The organism is Acinetobacter minutum (assembly GCF_035916735.1).
In the GTDB taxonomy this organism is placed as follows: Bacteria; Pseudomonadota; Gammaproteobacteria; order Pseudomonadales; family Moraxellaceae; genus Acinetobacter.
The window spans coordinates 7,928-31,421 of the sequence record NZ_JAQIHG010000021.1 but is presented as its reverse complement, the minus strand read 5'-3'; the positions used below and the strand labels follow the sequence as shown (position 1 = coordinate 31,421).

Below are 23,494 nucleotides of genomic sequence, written 5' to 3'. Positions count from 1 at the left end.
AATATTTTATAAATTTCCGCTAAATGCTTGGTTTTGTAATGATTTAAAAAGCTTATATAACTCATCGTCATGATAGTTCAATTGAACCTTCTGTTCAAAAAACTTTTCATGAATCTTTGCAAACTTATTCTGAAGTTCAATGTCTGGAATGGGAATAGAAATTCCTTTAACCATAGATAGATTTAAGTTCTTTTGACGAACTCCTCGCTGCATTTTCTTTAGTGAATCTTTGCTAAGCTGAATCGCGAAATAAATATATAGAGTATTCACTAAATTAGAATTTAGTTTACTAAAAGCAATTGCTTGATTACATGCTGAAGGTATTGTTGTGATACTAGACTTAAAAGCTGCCGTATCATACATGCCGATTAATAATGAACCTACAGGTATTAATTTTGTAGAAGACCTTTCGATAGCTAATTCTGAAATTCTCTCAATACTATCTTCTATATAAACTGCATTTAACTCACCAGAGGTATACCAAGGAATTTCTCCTCTGAAATAATTAGGCTCAGTTCTAGAAGGGGTTCCACCACTCGACCAATTTCCTAATTCACCAAGAATTTTGGTTGGAAATTTTTTGTTATTAAGTACAGGATCGCCAAACATATCAATAAACGTGGCTTGTAAAAGCTGATCTAACTTTTCAATCGCTTGCTGCCGTTTTTGGCGTAATTCATCGGCTTTATCCAAAATGGAAGCAATTCGGCGTTGTTCATCGAGGGATGGGAGTGGAATGTTTAATTCTTTTAGAAACTTATAATGTCTACTATATCCGGCATCAGGGATTTTGGCATATCTAAGATATTGATATAAATATTTAGTATCACATTCGGGCTTTGGTTTAAGAACTTTTACTCCATCGGCACCCATTACAAAAGGGAAATCCACATATTTGATGGCTTTAGTATGGTCACCGAAAATTACAACAGGTAAATCGGTACTTTTAACTAAGTACTCCTTATCATTTATAAATCCTGCTATAAAATTTTTACCTTGATCAATGACAGGATAAGTTCCCTCAGATAGAAAGGAATCTTGAGATAATTTTTTATTACCACCTGATTTATCTAAGACAATATCTGTAAATTTAGATACTGGAAACGTCATTTCAACATCTCCTTAAGCTCATTCATTCCTTTAAGAATGTCCTGCTCAAGCAGCTCTAAATCCGCCAAAATCTTGCTTGGTGCTTCATATTCCACTTGTTCATATACCACTTCCTTGTAACGGTTAATCGACAGGTCATAACCATTGGCTGCAATATCGGCTTTATCAACCAGGAAGCTTTGTTCAGTTGCTTTACGATCTTTCTCAGCCTGCAAGTTTCTAAAACGCGCAAGAATATCAGGAATATTGTTGTTTTCATGCTTGGAGCCATCTAACTCATTACGCTTGTCATCCAGCGAATAGCCATCAGCCTGCATGTCATAGAACCAGACTTTATCTGTACCGCCAGATTCAGTTTTGGTGAAAATCATGATGGCAGTTGAAACCCCTGCATAGGGCTTAAATACGCCAGAAGGCATGGAAATAATCGCTTCAAGCTGTTGCTCTTCTACGATTTTCTTACGCAAGGTTTTATGTGCAGTCGATGAACCAAATAACACGCCATCCGGCACAATAATCGCAGCACGACCACCAGTTTTCAGCAAGCGCAAGAACAAGGCTAAAAACAGCAATTCGGTCTTTTTAGTCTTAACGATGGCCTGAATATTCTTGGCACAGCTTTCATAGTCCAAGCTACCTGCAAAAGGAGGATTGGCAAGAATTAGGCTGTATTTACTTTCGATCTGGGAATGCGCTTCGCTTAAAGAGTCACGGTTTTCAATACTTGGATTTTCTACACCGTGCAGCATCATGTTCATGGAACCAATACGCAGCATGGTGCTGTCAAAATCATAACCAAAGAAGGTTTCTTCACTAAAGCGTTTGGTGGTTTCCGGTGAAGCAAAAATTTCAGTGGCGTAATGCTGGTTCAGGTATTCACTGGCGGCCACCAAAAATCCGGCTGTACCACAGGCAGGGTCACAGATGGTGTCGGTTGGTTTAGGCTGCATCAGCTCCACAATCATCTTGATGATATGGCGTGGAGTACGGAACTGGCCGTTTCGACCTGCAGCGGCAATCTTGCCAAGCATATATTCGTAAATATCACCTTTGGTGTCTTTGTCATCCATTGGCACAGCAGCCAACAGGTCAACAACTTTTGTTAAAAGTGCAGGTGTTGGGATGGTAAAACGGGCATCCTTCATGTGATGGCTGTAGGTCGTGTTATCTTCACTCCCCAAGTTCTTGATGAAAGGAAAAACCTCTTGGCTGATAATTTCGTAGAGCTTTGCTGGATCGCCCAAAGTAATGAACTTAGACCAGCGTAAAGCATCTTGCTCAGGGCTAAAAATTGGGTTTTCTAAAGGCTGTTGTAGTCGGTTGGCTTTCTTTTCTTTGCTGATCTGAATTTCATCCAAGCGGCGAATAAACAGCAAATAGGTCATTTGCTCAATCACTTCAAGTGGATTAGAAATACCACCACTTGCAAACGCATCCCAAATTTGATCAATTTTGCTTTTAATATCGCCTGTAATCACGCTGATGACTCTCAAATTTCTTTGAGGGTATTGTGGGAGAAATCAAGAAAAAAAGCTATTTGATTGATTCTTTATCAAATTAATTCCGATAATAGATAGTTAATATTTAAATAAACAAAATTAAAAATTTCGCTACTCGTCAACTTTTTGAAATACAAGCTATAAGTTTATTTAACACAGTGATTTCTGATTGGAGACTCTTCAAATACATTTGCGCATCCAATACGCAACGAGAGATCTTATCAACTATTATTGGGTATAAACGCATATATTTGGCTAATATTTCTATCTCTAATTTTACTTTATTCATCTCTTCTTCAAGTCGAGTGTAATCTTGACATAACTGTTCTTGAATCGTAGATGAAGCAGTTTCACTTGCTAAATATGCAAGCAAATCAGAACTCTTATACACTGATGTATATGTATAGATAACTGTCGAATTATCAACAGATATAAAACCGCATTCTTCTAGTTGCCTAACAATGTGATAGATTTTTTGATAAAACTCTTTTGCCTTAAATTCTGGATACGCTTCAATAAACATCTTCCTGATATCTTTGAACTCTTTTGCCTTAAAGGTCGTGGTTGCCAAAAATTTAACCAAACAACTCTTAAGAGTTTGATTTACATACATACAAATCTACCGCATTATCTCAAATTAGTAAAAATATCCTATTTTGGGATATTTTTGCCAATAGTACAACATCTTGAGCTATGAGCTCAATACACGACCCTCGATATAGAAAACTGATACAAGAACTTATTGCTATACGTGAGTTAAAAAAAGTTACTCAGGTAGAACTTGCTGCATCTTTAAATAAACCTCAATCCTATATTGCAAAAGTTGAAAACCTGGATAGAAGATTAGATATATTGGAACTGAATGATTGGTTAACTGTATTGGATATATCTATAATCCATTTTCTAGAAAAAACCTTTATAGAAGGCACGTAGGTGGCAAGTATATTTTCCCAATCGCTATTCTTGAACATATTTAAGAAAGTCGAAATGTGCAAAATTAAAAATGCACAGTGGTACAATAGTATTGAAGACCATACAGTTGGGCATATTGTGCAAAAAAATGGGGGCATAAATTTCCTGGGTGTGCCGTTCAATATCGCCAGCTATGCCCTGCTCACCCATATGATTGCACAAGTCTGTGAGCTGGACGTTGGGGATTTTATCTGGACCGGGGGCGACACTCACTTATATGCCAACCATTTTGCACAGGCCAAAGAGCAGTTGTCACGTGAGCCTTTGCCACTCTGTCAGCTCAAACTTAATCCGGCAGTGAAAGACCTGTTTGAATTTAAATTTGAAGATATCGAAATTGTGGATTATCAGTCCCATCCCGCAATCAAGGCACCGGTGGCCGTATGAGTTATCAAGATTTAGAAGTCGTGCATGTCGTTGCACTCGATCAGCAGCGCTGCATTGGCAAAGGCAATGATTTACCTTGGCACATTTCAGCCGATTTAAAACATTTTAAAGCGATTACCCAAGGTGGTGTGGTGGTGATGGGCCGCAAAACGCTGGAATCGATGGGACGTGCTTTGCCGAACCGGGTGAACTGGGTGATTACCCGTGATCGAAACTGGTCTTTTCCGGGCGTTAAGGTGGCATATAGTATTGAAGCAGCTTTGCAACAAGCCGTTGCAGATGTCCAAGCCAGCGAAAAGTCAGACACTCTGTTTATTATCGGCGGCGGTGAAATTTTCAAGCAAACATTGGAGATTGCAGACCGTCTAGAACTGACCCATGTGGAACTGGATGTTCAAGGGGATGCCTACTATCCGGAAATCCCGGCTGAGTTTGAGCAAGTAAGCAGTGAAAAACATGTAGACGAAAATAACGGCATTCATTTTGAATTCGCCCGTTATGAGAAACGGACTTCGGACTAAAAAATACCTTCTCTGAAGAGCAGCCCCGTCAGGTATGCTCTTCGCCGATTTAGCGCTCGAAAGCATCGTTATCAAATCGCAACTCACCGATGGCAGGTCGGACTCTCCCGCTATCGTTATGTCATTTATATTAAGACAAACAAATTCCTACCATTGGCACTAGAGCCCTGCGCCATTTTCTGTTTTGATAACTGCCATACTGATGATTACGGGAAGTTCACATGTTCAAGCCGATCTTTAGTGCAGCCATGCTCTCGGCTAGCCTGCTCTTCACTGCCTGTCACACCACAGCGATCAACGCCCATCCGCTACATAGTCTGCAATTACAGACCCAGCGCTGGACACTGACCCATTTAGGGACGAATGTGCTGCCTGCCAACTTACAGGTTCAGCCCTATTTACAGTTTGATGCAGCAAGCAAACAGATCCGTGGGTCAGATGGCTGTAACCGAATTATGGCAAGCTATCAACTGAGCCAAAATCAGCTGCACTTCAGCCAACTGTCCAGCACCAAAATGATGTGTCGGGATGCCAACATGCTGCTTGCCTCACAATTCAGCGAGGCTTTGCAGCAAGTGACCTCTTACAGAATTGAAGCACACACCTTGCAACTCCTGGATCGAAAGGGACAGGTACTGATGCAGCTGAATAATCGCCAGGTAGCCGATTAAACCTAGCGATAGGTTCCGCAAAATAGATCAGTTTTAGGTTCCAGATGTAGCGATACTACAACTGAAATATTTTAAGATTTCACCAAGTAGAAAACAGGATATCACGATGCAACAGGCTTTATTTGGGGGTGGATGCTTCTGGTGTGTTGAAGCGGTCTTTTTACAGATTCAGGGTGTAACCCAGGTGGTGAGCGGCTACGCGGGTGGCCATACCCTCAACCCGACCTATGAACAAATTTGTCGGGGTGACACGCAACACGCGGAAGTCATTCTGATCGACTTTGATGAAAGCCAGATCAGCTATGCACAGCTGCTTGAGGTGTTTTTTGCGACTCATGACCCAACCACTCTGAACCGTCAGGGTAATGATGTCGGAACGCAGTACCGCTCGGTGATTTATTATTTTAATGAAGAACAGCAACAGCAAGCCCAGCACATGATCGAACAGTTGAAGGCCGAAGGTCTAGGCATTGTCACAGAGTTGAGCCCTGCACCGACTTTCTACCCAGCTGAAGAGTATCATCAGAATTTTTATGCACGTAATCCTCATCAAGGCTACTGCAACTTTGTAATCCCACCCAAGCTAATGAAACTACAAAGTAAATTCCAAAATTTACTCAAATCATCCTGAGTCCCCTCTCCATAAAAAAAAGCAACCTGATGGTTGCTTTTTTTATGGGGAGAGATGAAATCAGTTATCACTGACAAAGGCAATATCGCTGAGCCCGGCTTCGCTCGCGCGTGACATCACCTGTGCAACGCTGTCATAACGTGATTCTTTATCTGCCCGCAGTTGTACCGTTGGTTTACGCTCTACTTGACCCGCTTCCTGGAAGCGTCGTTCCAGCTCCTGCATACTGATCATTTCTGTATCCCAGGCAATCTCACCCTTGGCATTAATGCTAACCGTAATGGCTTTAGGTGGTGGATCAATAATCTCTGCTGTAGTCTTTGGCAAGGTTAATGGAATTGATGGGTTGGCAACGGTTGCTGTCACCAGAAAGATGATCATCAAAACCAGCATAATATCGATGAGCGGAATGAGATTCATCTCATTCATGCCAGCATCGTTGTCTTCACCCAATTGAAAAGCCATTAAGCTTGACCTCCAACAAAGTTTTGTTGTGCTGCTTTCACATCGGCAGTTTTTTCACTGCTATCTTGCTGCAACATGGTATCAATCAACAAACGATGCGCTTGATCCTGCAATTCGTGCGACAGGGTACGATTGGCACGCACACAGATGTTATAGGCCAATACTGCAGGAATCGCGACAGCCAGACCCAAACCAGTCATGATCAAAGCCTCGCCCACTGGGGTAGCGACCTGAGCCAAGCCCGCCTGACCACTTTTACCGACCGCGACCAAGGCGTGGAAAATCCCCCATACCGTACCAAACAGACCCACGAAGGGTGCGATCGATGCGATCGTACCGAGAACCGATACACCTTTTTCTGCATTGGCTTTTTCAACAGAAATCTGGCGTAACAAGGCCTGTTCAGCCACTGATTTACGCTGCTCCAGACTTAAAGGCGCTAGTTTTGACTTGAGCTGTGCCAAGGACTGGTTCAGTTGAGCATAAGCTTGCTGTTTGAGTTGGCGTGTCCCCATGACACGTAAAATAAACAGGGTCCAAGTTGCGATCGACATCGCCAGCAGGATGAAATACAAGGTCTTGCTGACCGCATCGGCATGTTGCCAATAAACTGAAAAGTTCATACTCGAACTCCTAAAATGTTAGCCGTTAGGATTCAACGTTAATTCAAATGGCTGTTCGGCACGAATCGGATAGGCCACACCATTTTCCTTATACGGTTTGAATTTTGCATTGCGCACTGCGCGTAAAATCTTTTCATCTAGAGCTGCAAGGCCGCTGCTACGGGTAATCCGGGCATTGGTAATGTTGCCTTGTTCATTGGCTTCAATCAGCACGACCACGCGGCGACTTTCACCTTGCAGATCTTTATTGCTATAACTTGGGCGGGGTGTACGACTCCACTGCACGCCAGAACCACCGATCGAAACACTTTTTGGCCCAGCAGGTACAGGAGGTGCAACGGGTTTTGCTGCAGGTGGTGGAACTGGCGCTGGTTTCACCACTTTAGTTTCGGTTACCACCGGAGCCACTGGTGTCACGGCTGGTTTTGCTGGCGTTTGTACCGGTTTCACGACGGGCTTAGCCGTTTCGGCCTGTTTCACCTGCTGGATCTTTTCCACTTTTTTCGGTGGGGTGACCACAGGTTTTTCAACCACTTTAACTTCTTTCACCGGTTTCGGTGGCTCAGCCTTTTTCGGTTCAGGTTGTGGCTCAGGTTCGGCAGGTTTAGGCTGCTGCTGAATTTTCACAAAACGAACCTGTAAGGGCTGTTTTTCAATTTTTTTGAGTTCAGCAGTTTTAATCTGGCTCACTGCCCAAAGCACACCGAGGTGGCCCACCACAACGGAAACGAGTGCAGCAATGATTTTTTTCTTCATTGGATGAGGAGGCTGCGGGCTGAGAGCGGAAGATGAACTCATTGGAATCGGTTACCTAAGGCCAAGCTTGATCACCTGCTAATCACTTCAGCAGATCAAGCCAATCGGCGTGTGTCATAAACTCACGCAATAATAAATGAGAAGTGTTTTCATTTGCAACTACTTTTCAAACTCAATCGCGCTGAAAAAGCCGTTGCACACGCCATCTTTCATCGATTTTTTCATAGAGAAAGATAATGACTTTCTCAAGACTAAAATCAACTTCTATACGTTATACTATAACAACAATACCTACCAAGACAAAAAAAGCATGTGTAACCACATGCTTTTTTTCTGCTTAAAAGCAATTTATTGAAATACCACTGTTTTATTACCATCAACAATAATACGGTCTTGTAAATGCCATTTCACTGCACGTGCTAGCACATTACGCTCCACATCTTCACCCAGTTCGCGTAGCTGTTCGACATTGTAGTCATGACTAACACGCTCCACATCTTGCTCAATGATCGGGCCCTGATCCAGATCAGCGGTCACATAATGGGCCGTGGCACCAATCAGTTTGACCCCCTTGTCATACGCCTGTTTATAAGGGTTGGCTCCGACAAAGGCCGGCAAGAATGAATGGTGAATATTGATAATTTTCATCGGCCATTTGGCAACAAAATCTTCACTCAGAATCTGCATGTAACGCGCCAGGACCAGCAAATCATTGCCTTGCATCAACTCGTCAATTTTAGCGTAAGCTTCAGCTTTGTTATCTTTGCTCACCGGAACCACTTCAAAGGGAATGCCAAAATTTTCCACTGCTTCACGCAGGGTTTCATGGTTGGAAACGACTTTGGTAATTTCACATGGCAAACCACCACGGGCATGACGCCATAAAAGCTCTAACAAAGCATGATCGACCTTAGACACCAGAATCCCCACTTTCTTAACATCGCTCACCAGCGTTAAACGCCATTGCATGTTATAGCGCTCGGCGACATTGCTGGCAAAGGTGTGCAACAAGGTTTCTTTACGGGTTTTCAGCTGCTCCAGTTCAAACTCGACACGCATGAAATAACGCCCGCCCTGAGCCTCTGTGGCGTATTGATCAAGTGCGGTAATATTGGCACCCTGATGATACAAAAAGCTCGATACAGCCTGCACAATACCCGGCTTATCTTCACAAGTAATCAATAAACGTGCTGTATTCGCGGTGGTCATATTCATTTTATTATCACTAATGGGTTAAATTTAAAAATAAGCCGACTATTCTAGCGTTTTTTCACTGCGGACTAAATACTGCACTACGGCGTGATTTTTCCAGTGGATGGATTGGAAAATAGCTCGGAAGGTCCAAAGCTTTCCAGCAGGCGTTCATAAGTCTCACGGCTTTCTCCCACCAAGTACGGCCCTTCCAAAAACACCATTTGTCTTAGGGCTTGCCCAATCCATTTTTCTTCCAGACAATTATTGTCACTGACATGTCCGGACATATAGAGGAAATTGGTCCAGTTGGTCAGCACAATCCAGACATTGACGATTAAGGCCTCAATTTCTGTAGGAGTCATTTTCATCAGTCCAGCTTCAACAAAAGCCTGATAAATTTTTTGCCCCTGCTGCATGACCTGACCAGCAAAATGGGCATAGGTCTGACGAAAATCGCTGTTGCTTTCAATCAGCTGATAAACGTCACGGTGCAAAAAACGATACGTCCAGAGCTGATTGCTCAAAATCTGAAAATAATGAATTTTATCATTGGCATTTAAAGGACGATCTTTCGGCACGGCCAACATATCCAGCGTTTGCTGCTGATAATCCTGCATCAATTCCTTGATAATGTCCTGCTTGTTACGAAAGTGGTAATACAGGTTGCCTGGACTAATTCCCAATTCTGCCGCAATATGATTGGTGGTGACAAAACGTTCGCCACGCTCGTTAAATAATTGCAGGCTAATATAGAGGATGCGGTCTCTGGTTTTCATTGTTTTAGGATCAGACATGCAAGACACCCGTTGATTCAATCATTTACTAGACTAACACATTCACCCCTTGACTCATTAGAGCTTTTACTCTAAAAATCAAGTCTGATCGATCAAAAAATGGCAGCCGGTCATGAATCATGATTCAACCCCAAGCATTGTGCAAGACAGCTCAGCCGAGGTTCAGCGCTTGCATCATCTTTTAGCCTTGCAGAAGGCCGCGTATCAACGTGAGCCCATGCCGAGTGCCAAAGTCCGCATGGAGAGACTGGACCGTTTAAAACGCGTACTGATCAAATATCAGGATCAGTTTGCGGCCGCCATCAATCAGGATTATGGCAATCGTTCAGTGGGTGAAACCAAAATTGGCGAATTGCTCACCTGCCTAGAGCACATTCAATATTATAGCAAGCATTTACGTGGCTGGATGCGACCCTCCAAACGTCATATCAGCTTGCTGCATCAACCTGCCAAGGGTTGGGTACAATATCAGCCACTTGGGGTGATTGGCATCATGGCACCGTGGAATTATCCGCTGCTGCTCTCGATCGGTCCGTTAATCTGTGCCTTGGCTGCAGGCAACCATGCCATGCTGAAGATTTCCAGTGCTTCGGCACAGTTTGGTCAGGTACTGGCACAAGCCTTGGCTGAAGCCTTTTCTGAACATGAAGTCGCAGTTGTCAATGGTGGGGGCATTATTTCCGATACCTTCTGCCATCTGGCTTTTGACAAAATGGTCTTTACCGGCTCAACCACGGTGGGCAAAACCGTGATGGCCGCTGCCGCAGAAAATCTGGTGCCGGTGATTTTGGAACTGGGGGGTAAGTCTCCGGTCATCGTCCATCCTTCGATGCCGATTCAAGACGTGGCACAACGTATTGCGGTAGGTAAGCTGTGGAACGCTGGACAAACCTGTGTGGCACCGGATTACATCTTTCTGCCCCGTGGTAAAACTGATGAATTCATCGCAACCTTTAAAGCATTTGCCCTAGAGATGTACCCGCAACTCGCTGAAAATCAAGACTACACCTCAATTGTGAATGACAAACAGTATCAGCGTCTGCAAGGTTATCTGGAGGATGCCCGCCAGCAAGGTGCACAGATCCTGAGCATTAACCCGCACGAGGAAGACCTGATCGCGGTACGCAAGATTGCTCCAACCCTGGTCACCCAGGTGCTACCACAGATGGCCCTGATGCAGAACGAGATTTTCGGCCCAATTTTGCCGATCATGGAATATGATCAAATTGACGAGGTGATTGAGTTTATTAATCAACGTCCACGTCCACTTGCGTTATACTATTTCGATTACGATGCAACGCGTGCCGACTATGTCGCCCAGCGTACACATTCGGGGCATTTTGGCCAGAATTCGGTATTGACCCACGTCGCACAAGATGACCTGCCTTTTGGCGGTGTTGGTGCCTCTGGAATGGGCAAATATCATGGCCCGGAAGGTTTTTTCAGTTTGTCACATGAACGTTCAATGATGTCGAAGCCTAAACTGTATAGTTTAAAATTTATTCTTCCACCATTTAACAAACCCTTGCACAAATTGATTTCAAAATGGCTTCTCCAGTAAATGATCAAGGCATGATCTGTTACACCAGTTCCTGTCGGGTTTTAGCCAAATTCGCTTGTCTTTTAATCGTATTTTTGGTATAAAACGCCCCTTGAATGAATTCATCCGTTTATTTTATGACTGGCCACACATTTGCTGCTGGCTAAATCAATGGAGTTCCACCATGTCTAAGGTTTGCCAAGTTACCGGCAAGCGTCCAGTCGTTGGTAACAACGTCTCACACGCCAACAACAAAACCAAGCGCCGGTTCGAGCCGAACCTGCATCACCACCGTTTCTGGTTGGAAAGCGAAAAACGTTTCGTTCGTCTTCGCCTTACAACTAAAGGTATGCGTATCATCGACAAATTGGGCATTGAAAAGGTTGTAGCTGATCTTCGTGCTCAAGGCCAAAAGATCTAAGGAGTCATAGCAATGCGTGACAAAATTCGCCTAGTTTCGACTGCTGGTACTGGTTATTTCTACACCACGACCAAAAACAAACGTACAATGCCTGAAAAAATGGAAATCAAAAAGTTTGACCCAAAAATTCGTCAACACGTGATTTTCAAAGAAGCTAAAATCAAATAATTTTAGCCGTTCAGGAAAAAACGATCTCGTTCGAGGTCGTTTTTTTTTGCCTTTTTTTTCTTCAGCTTGTTAAAATTTTTCCTGTCTCACTTGTTGGCATTATTTATGCTTGCAGTTTCCTAACCTTAACCCCCACTTAAGGAGTGTTGAATGCCACATGATGTTGATCTGATTATTTTACTTGCGGTGGGGTTTGGTATTGCACTGTTTTTTGGCTATATCGCCGCCCGTTTACGCCTGCCCCCGCTCATTGGCTACCTGATTGCCGGAATCGTGATTAGCCCGAACACTCCCGGCATTGTGGCTGATATCCATCTCGCCAATCAGCTGGCGGAACTCGGGGTAATGTTCCTGATGTTTGGCGTCGGTATGCACTTTTCACTGAATGACCTGCTTCAGGTACGGCGTATTGCCTTGCCCGGTGCCATTTTGCAAATCGCGGTTGCCACGCTCCTCGGTGTGGGTGTGTCCATGCTCTGGGATTGGGACTTTGGTTCTGCCTTGGTGTTTGGTTTGAGCCTGTCCTGTGCCAGCACCGTGGTACTGCTTAAGGCCTTGGGTGATCGTGGCTTACTTGAATCCGTCAACGGTAAAATCGCAGTTGGCTGGTTACTGGTTGAAGATCTGGTGATGGTCCTAGTTCTGGTACTGTTACCGGCTACGGCTGTACTGCTTGGTGGAAAACCCTTAAGTGCAGAAACGGATAGTAATCTGTTAGTGACCTTAGGTCTCACCCTGCTCAAGGTGGCGGGCTTTATTGCCTTTATGCTGATTGTCGGCAAACGTCTGGTGCCTCTGATCATGCAGTTTGTGGCGCGTCTGGGTTCGCGAGAGCTGTTTACCTTAACCGTAGTGGCGGCTGCAGTATCGATTGCCTACGGCTCTTATGCCATTTTTGGGGTTTCGATGGCACTCGGAGCCTTCTTTGCAGGAATGGTGGTGAAGGAATCAGACTTTAGCCATCGAGCTGAAGAAGAAACCTTACCACTACGGGAAATCTTCTCTATCCTGTTTTTCGTGTCGGTGGGTATGCTGTTTGATCCACGTATTTTAGTGGAACAACCGCTGCATATTCTCGCAGTCGTTGCCATCATCATGATTGGCAAAACACTGGCAGCGATGGCATTGGTCTTGTTCTTCCGTTACCCGATCAATACCGCACTCACGGTCGGTGCCAGTCTGGCGCAAATTGGGGAATTCTCCTTCATTCTGGCCACACTCGGCGTATCATTACAGTTACTTAGTGTCGAAGGACAGAACCTGATTCTGGCAGGGGCATTGATTTCGATTACCCTGAATTCTTTCGTTTTTTCGGCAATTGAACCCGTCCAACGCTGGATTCGTGAACGCTCTCATTTGGCCCGTCTTCTCGAGCGCAGTGGAGATCCGCTGGCCATGTTACCGGATGAAGTTTCGCAAGATTACCTGCGTGATCAGGTGGTGATTGTGGGGCATGGTGAAGTCGGTCGGCGCATTACCGAGACCTTAATGGCACAAGACATTAAGGTGGTGATCGCGGAAGAAAACCGTGAAATTGTGGAAAAGCTGCGCAGTAAAGGGATTGCTGCCGTGAGCGGGGTAGCGACTGAACCTGGTGTACTGATCCAGGCACACATCATGTACGCACGTTTGCTGGTGATTTCTCCAATGGATATTCTGGATATCCATCGTATTGTCGATATTGCCAAACAATTGAATCCACAAATTCAGGTACTGGTGTGTGCCGAAAGCAAGGAAGAAGCGGAAGTCATCCGTCAGGATGAGATTGGTGAAGTGTTCTATGCCAAAGAAGAAATGGCACGTAATATGAGTGGTCATATTCTGGATCGTATCGCACTCGCCCATACGCAAAGCCATACGTCACATTAACACCCGCACATAAAAAAGCGGCTTTTAAGCCGCTTTTTTAGCTGAGATATTTCGGTGGCTCATCCACCACTTCTGCCTGCCACTGGTGAACCTGCTTTTCGAGCAATCCAAATAGCGCCGCCTGAATCATATGCTGTGCGACCAATGCCGTTTGGTCACCCAATAACGCCTTGACTTCATCATTGAATTGAATTTTCACTAAAGGTTCTTGTTCGGAACCTGCATTGCGCAATGCTAGCTCGCCACCTTCAAGTTGAACCAACTCTAAAATCGCGTCTTGACTCCCGAAGATTTCTTTTAACTGTTGTATAGACATAAATCCTCCATGTTCAACATGGTGGCAAAGCACACCTGTACTTTGCTTCTCTAGAATTTTATATAGGCACAACGGGCCTGAATTTCAAGTCCAACCTAGAACTTAGAATTCAACCATTTCGTTACGGAAACCATCAATCAAATGAGTGAGATCGCGGTGCCATTCACGCAGGATCTTGACATCAGGCAACCAAGATTGTGGTCCTTGGGTGACTTTGATGATTAGGTTTGATGACGTTTCTTCTTCAGGTGTCGGCTCAGTAGGCTCCGGTGCATACTGGCACATGCGATAGGCACGTTTTAACTCGGCAATAAAACCGTCTTTGGCCAATTGATGCATCACCGAAACTTCAGGTGATACCTGCCCCTTGGCTGCCATGAGCTCTTCAATCGACTTCAAACTCGGTTGCGAGTCATTTAAACGGTAGTAACGCACCAGTTCCTGTAAAAAAGCCAACACGGCACCATGCAAATGAAACACCGCCGCTTCACGATGGGCTTGTGCCTGTTGGATATGTTCAGTCTGCTCGGCTTGTTGACACGACAAGCGTGCAAAATAAAGTTTCTGGTTGGTGCGGTCAGCATGATAACGAGCAACGCGGGACATAGTTTTTCCTTAATCTGGCAATATCAACAGCAATGCAGGTGCATAGATTAACCACCCCATCGACTTTTGAATATCATTTTTTACAACACACTGCCAAAAAAGGAGCCTGCGCTCCTTCTCTGATTATTACTTCACGATATCGGGCTTATTTGGCCGAATCTTCTGCCGCTTTAACACGAATTCCCATGCCATGCACACGTAGGGTATTTAAGCCTTTGATTGCCTTGATTGCTTCACGCGGATTAGGCATTTCAACAAAACCAAAGCCTTTGGATTTTCCAGTATCTGGGTCCATCACCAAGGTACAGCTATCTACCTTGCCATACGGTTTGAATAAAGCCAACAATTCAGCTTCTGCTACAGAACGTTCCAGATTGCGAACTAAAATTTTCATACACTAACCTTCAAAATAGGCAAAACCATCAAAAAGCACTCGCCTACTCCACTTTTTGAACGCCGAAGCGTAATTGACGCAGTTTAATCCAGATCGATGCCAAAATCTAAATTTAAGGCCTGACGTTCGATCAGGGCGCTCTTCACGGTCTGCTGCCGGGTTTTATAATGGGTTTCACTACTACATAAATCTCGAGTCAGGTCATTCAGAAAATAGCTGCTGACGGTGCGTCCCTGTTCATCAATCTGATCCCGTGCCCAGAGATTGAGATTCTGCTTGGTCAGAATCAATTCATTTTGTGCACGAGTTAAGGCCACATATAGTACCCGACGTTCCTCTTCAACCTGATCAAAATCGCCTTGTGCACGTGCATGCGGATATTGTCCGGCAGAAACATTGGCCACATAACACACCTTCTGCTCAGTGCCTTTAGCCGAGTGAATGGTGATTAAAGTCACCACATCTTCTTCAGACTGTCGCTCAATTTCACTGATCGAAATCGGATCAAGGACATACTCTTCTAAAAACTCGCTCAACTGCTGATGTTTAGCCGCCAGCTGTTTGACCAGCTCAAAATCATTCAGGCGTTTTGACCAGTCCTTTTTCGCATAGTTTTCCTCGAGCTGCGTCAGCACCGCCTGCAGTCCGAACTCAACACAACGTATCACTTCATGGCGCAAGGCAATCATCTGCTGCATCAAGGCAATACTCTGCTCCGGAATCCGGCCAAACTTGAGCAATAAATTGATCATTAAATCGAAATCATCTTGCTGTAGTAACTGTTGGGACAATTTGCTGGCACTGACATCCCCCACCCCATTCCACAAGGTCAGGAAACGCATCCAGGCAATATCATCGCGTGGATTGGCCAACACGCGCAGCAAACTGAGCAGATCTTTGACATGTGCAGTTTCTAACAACTTCATTCCTCCAATAAATCGGTAAGGAATATTGGCCTGAATAAGCGCCGCCTCAATATGCCGTGCCGCAAAGCTCGAACGCACCAACACCATGTGATCCTGCCAAAGTGCCCCGTCGATCAGATGACGTTCCTTGATATCAATCGCAATCCACTTGGCCTCATCGAATTCATTGGGGAAAATATGCAGTCGGGGCTTCAAACCTGGACCGCGATAGGCTTGCAAATGTTTGTCATAGTGGATGGGGCTCTGATCTAGCAGCCAGTTAGACAGATCCAGAATTTCTTGGGTCGAGCGGTAATTCTCGGAAAGTTTCAGGACTTCAGCATCGGGAACGCGCTGTTTAAAATGATGAATATTTTCAAAATCCGCCCCGCGAAAACCATAAATCGATTGTGCATCATCCCCGACACAAAACAGGCTGGTTTGACCCAACAAAGGTTCCAGCAGGGCCCATTGCAACGGGTTGGTATCCTGCATCTCATCCACCAATAAATGACGGCACAAACCGCTCACCCAATCCCGCAGTCCTTCTGATTGTGCCAGTGCAGATGCCACAATCGCTAGAATATCGTCATAATCCAGAAAGGCTCTTGCACGTTTACGGGTTTCATATTCCTGCATGATTTCCGCAATCTGAGCCTTAAAACCGAGAAATTCCGGCAACTGTTTTTCAAGAGCTACACTGAGCTTCTGCCGGGTATTCCGTGCATAAGAATACAGGTCACACAGCTGCTGAGGCTTGGGCAACTGGTTGGGATTTTTCTTGTCATCCTTGCCACGCAGCAAACGGAACATCATCAACTGGTCATCACGGTCAATAATCGAAAAACTGTCCAGCCCAAAGGCTTTCGGTTGACGACGCAGTAGATACATACAAAACGTATGAAAGGTCGAGGCACGCAAACCTTTTGCTTCCGCCCCTAAAGCCAATTCCACGCGCGCCACAATTTCACTCGCGGCACGGCGGGTAAAGGTGAGAATCTGGATTTGATTCGCCGGAATACCTTGAGCAATCAGGTACGCGGCACGGGCGACAATGGTTTTGGTTTTGCCACAGCCTGCCCCCGCCAAAACCAGACAGTTTTGTGCTGTGGTGGTTGCTGCTTGTTTCTGCTGAGGATTCAATTCATCGATCAGGGTGGCTAAACTCATAACATCTCATCTTGTGGACTGCAGGGTTAGTTTAGCAGAGCAACCACTGAAAAGCTGATCCATCCTGTGCATGAGTGAAACAGAGAGCAGTACCCCATACCGAAATTTTTCACTTCTAAAAAGTTTGCCTCACATCAGTGATCAGAATGTTTTAACAAAGATCTCCTGTTGCAAAAGATGACATTGCCTTGCTTCAGGCAATCCTCTCGCTCATTTTTAACAATCGGGCAATATTTTCACAGGTTCTTTCCAGATTGCGCTCACCCATCTGTAAAGCACTCGATAAATCACACGCTCCATCGACGATACTGAAAATTGCAGTAAAACCTTCTGCATACAAGACATCAATGTCTGCTCCAACATAACCGGCACAGGCAATGACCGGTTTATGCAAACGTTTGGCCACTTGTGCCACCCCATATGGGGTTTTTCCTAGCCGGGTTTGAAAATCAATCCCCCCTTCACCGGTCAGAACCACATCGGCTTGTGCAATATGCTCTGCCAGTCGGGTCTGTTCGATGACGATCTCTACCCCTGAACGGATCTGTGCACCTGCAAAAGCCATCAACCCAAAGCCTAATCCGCCCGCAGCACCGGCTCCGGCCTGATCTTTCACATGGATATCCAGCTGTGCTGCGACCAGATCGGCAAAATACCGCAGGTTATCATCCAGTATCTGCACCATGTCTGGGGTTGCCCCTTTCTGGGGGCCAAATATCGCGGAGGCTCCCCGCTCACCACATAAAGGATTATTTACATCACTGGCAATGATGATTTCAGTCTGCTTGAGACGCGGATCCAATCCTGTCAGATCAATCCGTTTGATTCGATGCAGCTGCCCACCACCGAGCGGAACTTCCAAATCATCAGCATCATAAAATTTCACTCCCAGTGCCTGTGCCATCCCGGCACCTGCATCATTGGTCACGCTTCCGCCCAGACCAATAATCATTTTGGTGACACCCTGATCCAGTGCCTGTTTCATCATTTCTCCAGTCCCTAGCGTCGTGGTCACTAATGGATTCCGCTGTGCAACCGACAATAAATGCATGCCATTGGCTTTGGCCATTTCAATGATTGCAGTTTTCCCCTCCTCCACACATCCCCAATAACTGGCAACACGCCGCTGTGGCAGCGGTCCTGTGACTTCACAAGGAACTTTTACACCATTTAATGCTGAAACCAGTGCATCTACGGTGCCTTCCCCACCATCCGCCATCGGAACGTGAATAAAATGTGCGTTGGGAAATACTTTTTCTATGCCACGCTGCATGGACTGACACGCCAGTTCAGCGCTCATGCTTTCTTTGAATGAATCGGGAGCAAGAACAAAGGTTTTATGCATAAAAAACAGATCCAGAGTTGGATTCTTCAACATCATAGTCCATACAAAACACGACAGGTACTGGCTTTAAGCTGATCCAATCAGACATCTGCAGAACTTTTAGGTACTCGCTGTTGGATATACAGTGCCAGGGTCAGATAGTGGATGCCTTGAAACATCAAGTCCAATGCCAGTAACAACCCAAGCAACCAGAACGGTGCTTCAGGCGAAAGAAAAATCAAGATACCCACTAAAGTGGTCAAAAACCCGGACAATAACAGCCCACCCCAACCGGCCCAAGGTTTCCAGAAAAAAGCTTTCATCATCCGGATGATTCCAGCAACGATCAAAACGATGGCCAGCAGGTGGGTCAGTACGATGGCTGTTTGTACTGGTGTTGCAAAAGCATAATAACCGGCAAGAAAGTACAGTAGTGCAAACAAGATGCCTAGTCCACGCAGAGCACCGCTAAAAATCTTTATGGCAGCAAATAAATGTAAGATTCCGGCCAGCATCATCAACGAGCCAAATAGCAACACCACGGACAATGTGGCAACAGGTAATGTGAACAATAGTATCAAGGAAAAGAGCACTAGAAGAATTCCCAGTGCCAGATACCATTTGCGATTTTCATGCAGTTGATGTCGGATTAAATCATTGCCGATAGTTTTCATTCTTATTCTCGACGCCTAGCCCTTTTATACTTAGATTTTTCAATAGATCATGGGCCATGTCTAGCGGCGAGATACCGCATATTGTGAATAAAATGAATCAAACTGTGGATAACTATCCTTTTATCCACATTCACTACTTTTTCCAGCCAATTTCCATTGCCGTCGCCAGATTCAGGCGAGTCTGTGCCAGATTTTCTGCCATTGTGCTCGTATTTTCAGACAAAGGAATATGCCCAGCCATAATCTCGGCATAGCGCTGTGGATACAGCGGCTGTTTTTCTGGCTCGGCATAACCCATCGGATAAGTCGGCTGCCCGTTACTTAAGTCATATTTATCGCTAGCACCAAAAGCATGCAGCAGTTCATGCACCAATACAATTTTATTCTGATCACTCTGTTTGACAGATGCAAACAGGTTGACCGAACCAATGCGGCCTTTTTCCAGTGCCGTGGAATGCTTTAGAACATGAACATATTGAGGATCATAATAATTCAGATATAGACGTACGGTCGGGGAGCCATCGGTGGATTCACTGTGTTTCCAGGCATAGTAGCGGAATTTCAGACTCCACAACATTACGTCCAGCATCGAAGCATTTTCTGGGACTTTGGGCGGTAACTGCTGAATCTCACGTCCCAGCTGGAAATAAAAATGTACGGGTTGGCCACGATACTCGGCAGCAGCAGTGCTCAGATACTGCTGGGCATCTTGTAACTGGTCCAGCGAGAGCTGCTGGATATAACGCTGGGTATTCGCGTGACCATCGGCATTGACTGGATGCAACAGTACCACCACTGGTCGTGACCAGTCCTGATTCTGGTCACGATAGGCATTCACCGCAACAACCAGCAGCACTAGCAAGAGAATTAAAATCCGAACCTGTTTCCACATAGTTCTCCCCCCTCAAAATATCAGCAATGCTTCATCGCACATAAAAAATGCTAGCCCAGCTAGCATTTTTATTTTTTATTGGAATTTAACCTTCAACCCACTTTTCATTTTGATAGACCAGACTCCATTTGGTTGGTTTACCTTCCGGAGTTTCCGAACCGATATACTGAGACTGGTTCTTACGGCTGAATTTCACCACAGTTGGGTTGCCTTCAGGATCAGTGTCTGGCGCTTGCAACAGAAACTGATATTTGGCATCCAACTGCTCAGCGACCGTACGTAGCTCAGCCACTTTGGGTGCGCGGGTTTCACGAATTTTCGGGAACTTGCTGGCAGCAAGAAACAGACCGGCAGCGCCATCACGCAATACGAAATAATCATCATGCTTGGTTGAACGCAGATGTTCCATCTTGATCGGATCAACACGCGGTGGTGCTGGCTGACCATTTTTCAGTACCTTGCGGGTATTATCACAGCTGGTACAGGCAAAATATGGACCAAAACGACCAGTTTTTAGCTGCATTTCCCCATCACATTTGTCACATGGGATGGTTGGACCATCATAACCCTTGATCTTGAATTCGCCTTCTTCGACTTCTGAGCCATCACAATCTGGATTGTTGCCACAAATGTGTAATTTTCGCCCACCGTCGATTACATAGCTGTCCATCGCCGTACCACATTTGGCACAGCGTTTTTTCGACATCAAGTCCGCAGTTTCCGCAGCATCATCATCCGACAAGGCAGCCAAAGACTCTACTGGAGTTAAATTCAATGTGCCCTTACAACGCTCTTTTGGCGGCAGGTTATAGCCTGAGCACCCCAAGAAGACTCCGGTCGTTCCAGTCCGAATCTGCATCGGGCGGCCACATTCCGGACATTTGACTTCTGGCACTTCAATCGGCTGGTTACGGCGCATGCCATGCTCGCCCTGAGCCGTGGTCAAACGCTGTTTAAAATCGCCATAGAAACTGTCCAGCAGTTCTTTCCAGTTACGGTCGCCTGTCGCTACCCGATCCAGCTGTCCTTCAAGGTCAGCAGTGAACGCATAGTTCATCAGGTTGTTGAAACTTTCATCTAGACGGTCGGTAACAATTTCACCCATTTTCTCGGCAAACAGACGGCGGTTCTCCAGCTTGACATAACCGCGATCCTGAATGGTCGAGATAATCGCCGCATAAGTTGATGGACGGCCGATACCACGTTTTTCCAGCTCTTTCACCAAAGAAGCTTCGGTAAAACGTGCTGGCGGTTTGGTGAAGTGCTGACTTGGATCCAGTTTTTCCAGTTTCAGGATTTCGCCGATTTTGACGGCTGGCAACAACACATCATCATCGGATTTGTTTGCACCACGGACTTTGGTAAAGCCATCAAATACCAAGGTACGGCCTTTGGCTTTCAGCTCCACCCCATTGGCATCGACTAAAATGGTCGAGGATAAATATTCTGCTGGTGTCATCTGACACGCCACAAACTGGCGCCAGATCAGATCATATAAGCGTTGTGCATCACGCTCGACACCTGCCAAATCGTTACCCGTTAAAGCCACGCTGGACGGACGTATGGCTTCATGCGCTTCTTGTGCACCGGCTTTATTGCCATAACGGTTTGGCTTGGCTGGTAAATATTTTTCGCCGTACTGCTGCTCGATATGGCTGCGCACCATATTTACCGCGTCATCGCTCAGGAATGTTGAGTCGGTACGCATATAGGTAATAAAACCAGCCTCATACAGACGTTGTGCCAGCATCATGGTTTTCTTCACTGAAAAACCTAAACGGGTACTGGCGGCCTGTTGCAAGGTTGAAGTGATATACGGCGCACTTGGATTGACTTTGGTCGGTTTGTCTTCGCGCTGTGCAACTTTATATTCGGCGTCTTTTAATACGGCAAGCAACGCATCAGTTTCAGCTTTATTGCGCAGCTTCAGGGTCTTACCGGCCTGTTTGACTGCTTCAAGGCGAATCTGCTCTTTTTGTGCCTGAGTGTCGGCAAACACTTGCCAGTATTCTTCAGGGATAAAGGCACGGATTTCACGCTCACGCTCAACCACCAATTTTACTGCAACAGACTGTACACGTCCGGCTGATAAACCACGGGCGATCTTTTCCCAAAGGAGAGGAGAAATCATAAAGCCCACGACACGGTCGAGGAAGCGGCGGGCCTGTTGCGCATTGACTTTATTGGTATCTAGACGTGCAGGATGTTTAAAGGCTTCCTGAATGGCATTTTTGGTGATTTCATTAAAGACAACGCGTTGATAGCGTGAAGCATCACCACCAATCACCTCTTTTAAATGCCAGGCAATGGCTTCCCCTTCACGGTCCAAGTCCGTTGCGAGATAGATTTCATCGACCTGTGAAGCCAGTTTTTTCAGTTCGGAAACGACATTTTCCTTACCTGGTAAAACTTCATAATGTGCTTCCCAGCCATGTTCAGGATCAACCCCCATACGGTTAATCAGTGCTTGCTGGGCTTTTTGGGCTTTTTGTTCTTCGGTCAGTTTGGTACGGGTCGCCAGTTTTTTCTCGGCCGTTTTACTGCCCCCGCCTGTTGGCAAGTCACGGACGTGACCCACCGAAGATTTCACAATGTATTGTGAACCCAAATATTTGTTGATGGTTTTCGCTTTTGCAGGCGACTCCACAATCACTAAGGCACGCTTGTTGGCCGCACCAGAGGCTTTTGCTGTGGTGCTTTGGGATGTGGATCGAGGAGCATTCGCCATAATGAACCATTATTCCTTTGAAGTGTAAAAATCAGACTTGTGCCAAGCTGTGTAAATAGGTTTTGATCTCTTCCAATTGAGTTCCTCTCAAATCGGATTCCTCATCCCAGTACAGGCCAACACAGTTTGCCTGCATATCAATAGCATAAATCCCTTTTAATGCAATGGGCGAATCATTCAATTTGTCATCCCCTTGGATAACCTTGAGTTGTTGATTCTCCACACGGGCACGCATTAAAGGCAAACGGGCATCTGGAATCAGCACGCTATAGTAAGCCACCATACTGGCACGATTTTCAGTAGCCATCGGAACTTTGGTCCAGTCTGGTGCAACGACAAGACGTGGATGTAATCCCATTTTCCGTGCTCTGTCACGCATCATGCCCAAGGCTTTCTCACGTGGGCTGACCCGCAGACCAAAAATCGATCCCAAGACAAAAATGATAATGACGACTGCGACCCAAATTCCGGTATTTTCCATAGTTCACCTTTTTCTTCCTTTATTAGAGTTGCACAAGGCCAACCTAAAACGCAAGCTTCGACACTTAAATTAGCTCCCAAGCAACACGGGACTATAAGTTACTTTACGGTTTTGAATGGAAATTAATTCAAATTTCTCCAGCAATAATAATGCTTCATCAACTTGATTTTTAGGCAAAAACCTTTCCAACAAAACAATAAAACCCGAAAGATATTGAGGACGTACATGTGGTGCCACATTCAGATATGGCATCAGACGCAACCGAAGATTCGTGATTTTTCTCTCTATTTCAGAATCAAATAATTGAGCAGTCTCAGCAGTCTCAGCAGTCTCAGCAGTCTCAGCAGTCTCAGCAGTCTCAGCAGTCTCAGCAGTCTCAGCAG

26 protein-coding genes and 1 pseudogene are annotated in these 23,494 nt (G+C 45.4%); 9 read left to right on the top strand and 18 right to left on the bottom strand.

The features are described from left to right. Nucleotides 1-6 precede the first annotated feature (6 nt). From PAE54_RS09275 to PAE54_RS09265, 3 genes are all read right to left on the bottom strand, one after another. Nucleotides 7-1,110 carry a restriction endonuclease subunit S gene (locus PAE54_RS09275; protein ID WP_326519225.1) on the bottom strand — a complete coding sequence of 368 codons (1,104 nt, stop codon included), beginning with the start codon at nucleotides 1,108-1,110 and terminating at the stop codon, nucleotides 7-9. Further along, a complete protein-coding gene (locus PAE54_RS09270; protein WP_326519224.1) occupies nucleotides 1,107-2,588 on the bottom strand; it encodes a type I restriction-modification system subunit M in 1,482 nt (493 codons plus the stop codon). The genes PAE54_RS09275 and PAE54_RS09270 overlap by 4 nt, the downstream gene beginning before the upstream one ends. Before the next feature lie 139 nt (nucleotides 2,589-2,727). Next, complete coding sequence (locus PAE54_RS09265; protein ID WP_326519223.1) at nucleotides 2,728-3,180, bottom strand: hypothetical protein; 453 nt, start codon at nucleotides 3,178-3,180, stop codon at nucleotides 2,728-2,730. 122 nt (nucleotides 3,181-3,302) lie between these two features. Between PAE54_RS09265 and PAE54_RS09260 the strand changes: the two genes are divergently transcribed. From PAE54_RS09260 to msrA, 5 genes and pseudogenes are all read left to right on the top strand, one after another. Continuing rightward, nucleotides 3,303-3,542, top strand: a complete 240-nt coding sequence (locus tag PAE54_RS09260; protein ID WP_326519222.1) for a helix-turn-helix domain-containing protein — start codon at nucleotides 3,303-3,305, stop codon at nucleotides 3,540-3,542. A 138-nt stretch (nucleotides 3,543-3,680) separates the two neighbouring features. After that, nucleotides 3,681-3,968: pseudogene (thyA, locus tag PAE54_RS09255) on the top strand (thymidylate synthase); the annotation flags it as partial. Next, the gene (locus tag PAE54_RS09250; RefSeq protein WP_326519221.1) at nucleotides 3,965-4,489 is read left to right on the top strand and encodes a dihydrofolate reductase; all 525 of its coding nucleotides are present in this window, start codon (nucleotides 3,965-3,967) and stop codon (nucleotides 4,487-4,489) included. The pseudogene thyA and the gene PAE54_RS09250, both read left to right, overlap by 4 nt. A gap of 221 nt (nucleotides 4,490-4,710) precedes the next feature. Then, nucleotides 4,711-5,160: an META domain-containing protein gene (locus PAE54_RS09245; protein WP_326519220.1), complete on the top strand. Its 450-nt coding sequence runs from the start codon at nucleotides 4,711-4,713 to the stop codon at nucleotides 5,158-5,160. 106 nt (nucleotides 5,161-5,266) lie between these two features. Continuing rightward, nucleotides 5,267-5,791 (top strand): peptide-methionine (S)-S-oxide reductase MsrA, encoded by a 525-nt coding sequence (gene msrA, locus PAE54_RS09240; protein ID WP_326519219.1) that lies wholly within the window; start codon nucleotides 5,267-5,269, stop codon nucleotides 5,789-5,791. A 60-nt stretch (nucleotides 5,792-5,851) separates the two neighbouring features. Here the strand turns inward: msrA and PAE54_RS09235 are convergent, their stop codons facing one another. The 5 genes from PAE54_RS09235 to PAE54_RS09215 all read right to left on the bottom strand — a co-directional run bounded on the left by PAE54_RS09235 (nucleotide 5,852) and on the right by PAE54_RS09215 (nucleotide 9,623). After that, nucleotides 5,852-6,256, bottom strand: coding sequence for an ExbD/TolR family protein (locus PAE54_RS09235; protein WP_326519218.1), 405 nt, complete (start codon nucleotides 6,254-6,256; stop codon nucleotides 5,852-5,854). Next, nucleotides 6,256-6,879: a MotA/TolQ/ExbB proton channel family protein gene (locus PAE54_RS09230; RefSeq protein WP_326519217.1), complete on the bottom strand. Its 624-nt coding sequence runs from the start codon at nucleotides 6,877-6,879 to the stop codon at nucleotides 6,256-6,258. The genes PAE54_RS09235 and PAE54_RS09230 overlap by 1 nt, the downstream gene beginning before the upstream one ends. Nucleotides 6,880-6,897: 18 nt before the next feature. Continuing rightward, a complete protein-coding gene (locus PAE54_RS09225) occupies nucleotides 6,898-7,677 on the bottom strand; it encodes an energy transducer TonB family protein (protein ID WP_326519216.1) in 780 nt (259 codons plus the stop codon). 306 nt (nucleotides 7,678-7,983) lie between these two features. After that, the gene (gene purU, locus PAE54_RS09220) at nucleotides 7,984-8,850 is read right to left on the bottom strand and encodes a formyltetrahydrofolate deformylase (protein WP_326519215.1); all 867 of its coding nucleotides are present in this window, start codon (nucleotides 8,848-8,850) and stop codon (nucleotides 7,984-7,986) included. Between the two features lie 77 nt (nucleotides 8,851-8,927). Beyond that, a complete protein-coding gene (locus PAE54_RS09215; protein WP_326519214.1) occupies nucleotides 8,928-9,623 on the bottom strand; it encodes a TetR/AcrR family transcriptional regulator in 696 nt (231 codons plus the stop codon). A 112-nt stretch (nucleotides 9,624-9,735) separates the two neighbouring features. Here PAE54_RS09215 and PAE54_RS09210 point away from each other — a divergent pair, with 112 nt between their 5' ends. The 4 genes from PAE54_RS09210 to PAE54_RS09195 all read left to right on the top strand — a co-directional run bounded on the left by PAE54_RS09210 (nucleotide 9,736) and on the right by PAE54_RS09195 (nucleotide 13,621). Continuing rightward, nucleotides 9,736-11,184 carry a coniferyl aldehyde dehydrogenase gene (locus PAE54_RS09210; RefSeq protein WP_326519213.1) on the top strand — a complete coding sequence of 483 codons (1,449 nt, stop codon included), beginning with the start codon at nucleotides 9,736-9,738 and terminating at the stop codon, nucleotides 11,182-11,184. A gap of 163 nt (nucleotides 11,185-11,347) precedes the next feature. Beyond that, the gene (gene rpmB / locus PAE54_RS09205; RefSeq protein ID WP_000048256.1) at nucleotides 11,348-11,584 is read left to right on the top strand and encodes a 50S ribosomal protein L28; all 237 of its coding nucleotides are present in this window, start codon (nucleotides 11,348-11,350) and stop codon (nucleotides 11,582-11,584) included. Nucleotides 11,585-11,596: 12 nt separating this feature from the next. Further along, on the top strand, nucleotides 11,597-11,752 hold the full coding sequence (gene rpmG / locus PAE54_RS09200; RefSeq protein WP_003654787.1) for a 50S ribosomal protein L33: 156 nt from the start codon (nucleotides 11,597-11,599) through the stop codon (nucleotides 11,750-11,752). A 150-nt stretch (nucleotides 11,753-11,902) separates the two neighbouring features. After that, the gene (locus tag PAE54_RS09195; RefSeq protein ID WP_326519212.1) at nucleotides 11,903-13,621 is read left to right on the top strand and encodes a cation:proton antiporter; all 1,719 of its coding nucleotides are present in this window, start codon (nucleotides 11,903-11,905) and stop codon (nucleotides 13,619-13,621) included. Nucleotides 13,622-13,658: 37 nt separating this feature from the next. Here the strand turns inward: PAE54_RS09195 and PAE54_RS09190 are convergent, their stop codons facing one another. The 10 genes from PAE54_RS09190 to PAE54_RS09145 form a co-directional block, all read right to left on the bottom strand. Continuing rightward, nucleotides 13,659-13,937 (bottom strand): hypothetical protein, encoded by a 279-nt coding sequence (locus PAE54_RS09190; RefSeq protein WP_326519211.1) that lies wholly within the window; start codon nucleotides 13,935-13,937, stop codon nucleotides 13,659-13,661. Between the two features lie 102 nt (nucleotides 13,938-14,039). Continuing rightward, nucleotides 14,040-14,543 (bottom strand): DUF6586 family protein, encoded by a 504-nt coding sequence (locus tag PAE54_RS09185; protein WP_326519210.1) that lies wholly within the window; start codon nucleotides 14,541-14,543, stop codon nucleotides 14,040-14,042. A 145-nt stretch (nucleotides 14,544-14,688) separates the two neighbouring features. Further along, nucleotides 14,689-14,937, bottom strand: coding sequence for an RNA recognition motif domain-containing protein (locus PAE54_RS09180; RefSeq protein WP_273777503.1), 249 nt, complete (start codon nucleotides 14,935-14,937; stop codon nucleotides 14,689-14,691). A gap of 83 nt (nucleotides 14,938-15,020) precedes the next feature. Then, the gene (locus tag PAE54_RS09175; protein ID WP_326519209.1) at nucleotides 15,021-17,012 is read right to left on the bottom strand and encodes an ATP-dependent helicase; all 1,992 of its coding nucleotides are present in this window, start codon (nucleotides 17,010-17,012) and stop codon (nucleotides 15,021-15,023) included. Nucleotides 17,013-17,205: 193 nt separating this feature from the next. After that, nucleotides 17,206-18,357 (bottom strand): glycerate kinase, encoded by a 1,152-nt coding sequence (locus PAE54_RS09170; protein WP_326519208.1) that lies wholly within the window; start codon nucleotides 18,355-18,357, stop codon nucleotides 17,206-17,208. An 80-nt stretch (nucleotides 18,358-18,437) separates the two neighbouring features. Next, complete coding sequence (locus tag PAE54_RS09165) at nucleotides 18,438-19,010, bottom strand: HdeD family acid-resistance protein (protein WP_326519207.1); 573 nt, start codon at nucleotides 19,008-19,010, stop codon at nucleotides 18,438-18,440. Nucleotides 19,011-19,143: 133 nt separating this feature from the next. Next, on the bottom strand, nucleotides 19,144-19,902 hold the full coding sequence (locus PAE54_RS09160) for a hypothetical protein (RefSeq protein ID WP_326519206.1): 759 nt from the start codon (nucleotides 19,900-19,902) through the stop codon (nucleotides 19,144-19,146). An 85-nt stretch (nucleotides 19,903-19,987) separates the two neighbouring features. After that, on the bottom strand, nucleotides 19,988-22,630 hold the full coding sequence (gene topA / locus PAE54_RS09155; protein ID WP_326519205.1) for a type I DNA topoisomerase: 2,643 nt from the start codon (nucleotides 22,628-22,630) through the stop codon (nucleotides 19,988-19,990). Between the two features lie 31 nt (nucleotides 22,631-22,661). Continuing rightward, on the bottom strand, nucleotides 22,662-23,111 hold the full coding sequence (locus PAE54_RS09150) for an ammonium transporter (RefSeq protein WP_273777510.1): 450 nt from the start codon (nucleotides 23,109-23,111) through the stop codon (nucleotides 22,662-22,664). Between the two features lie 69 nt (nucleotides 23,112-23,180). Beyond that, a partial coding sequence (locus PAE54_RS09145; protein ID WP_326519204.1) for a hypothetical protein occupies nucleotides 23,181-23,494 on the bottom strand: 314 nt, incomplete at its 5' end.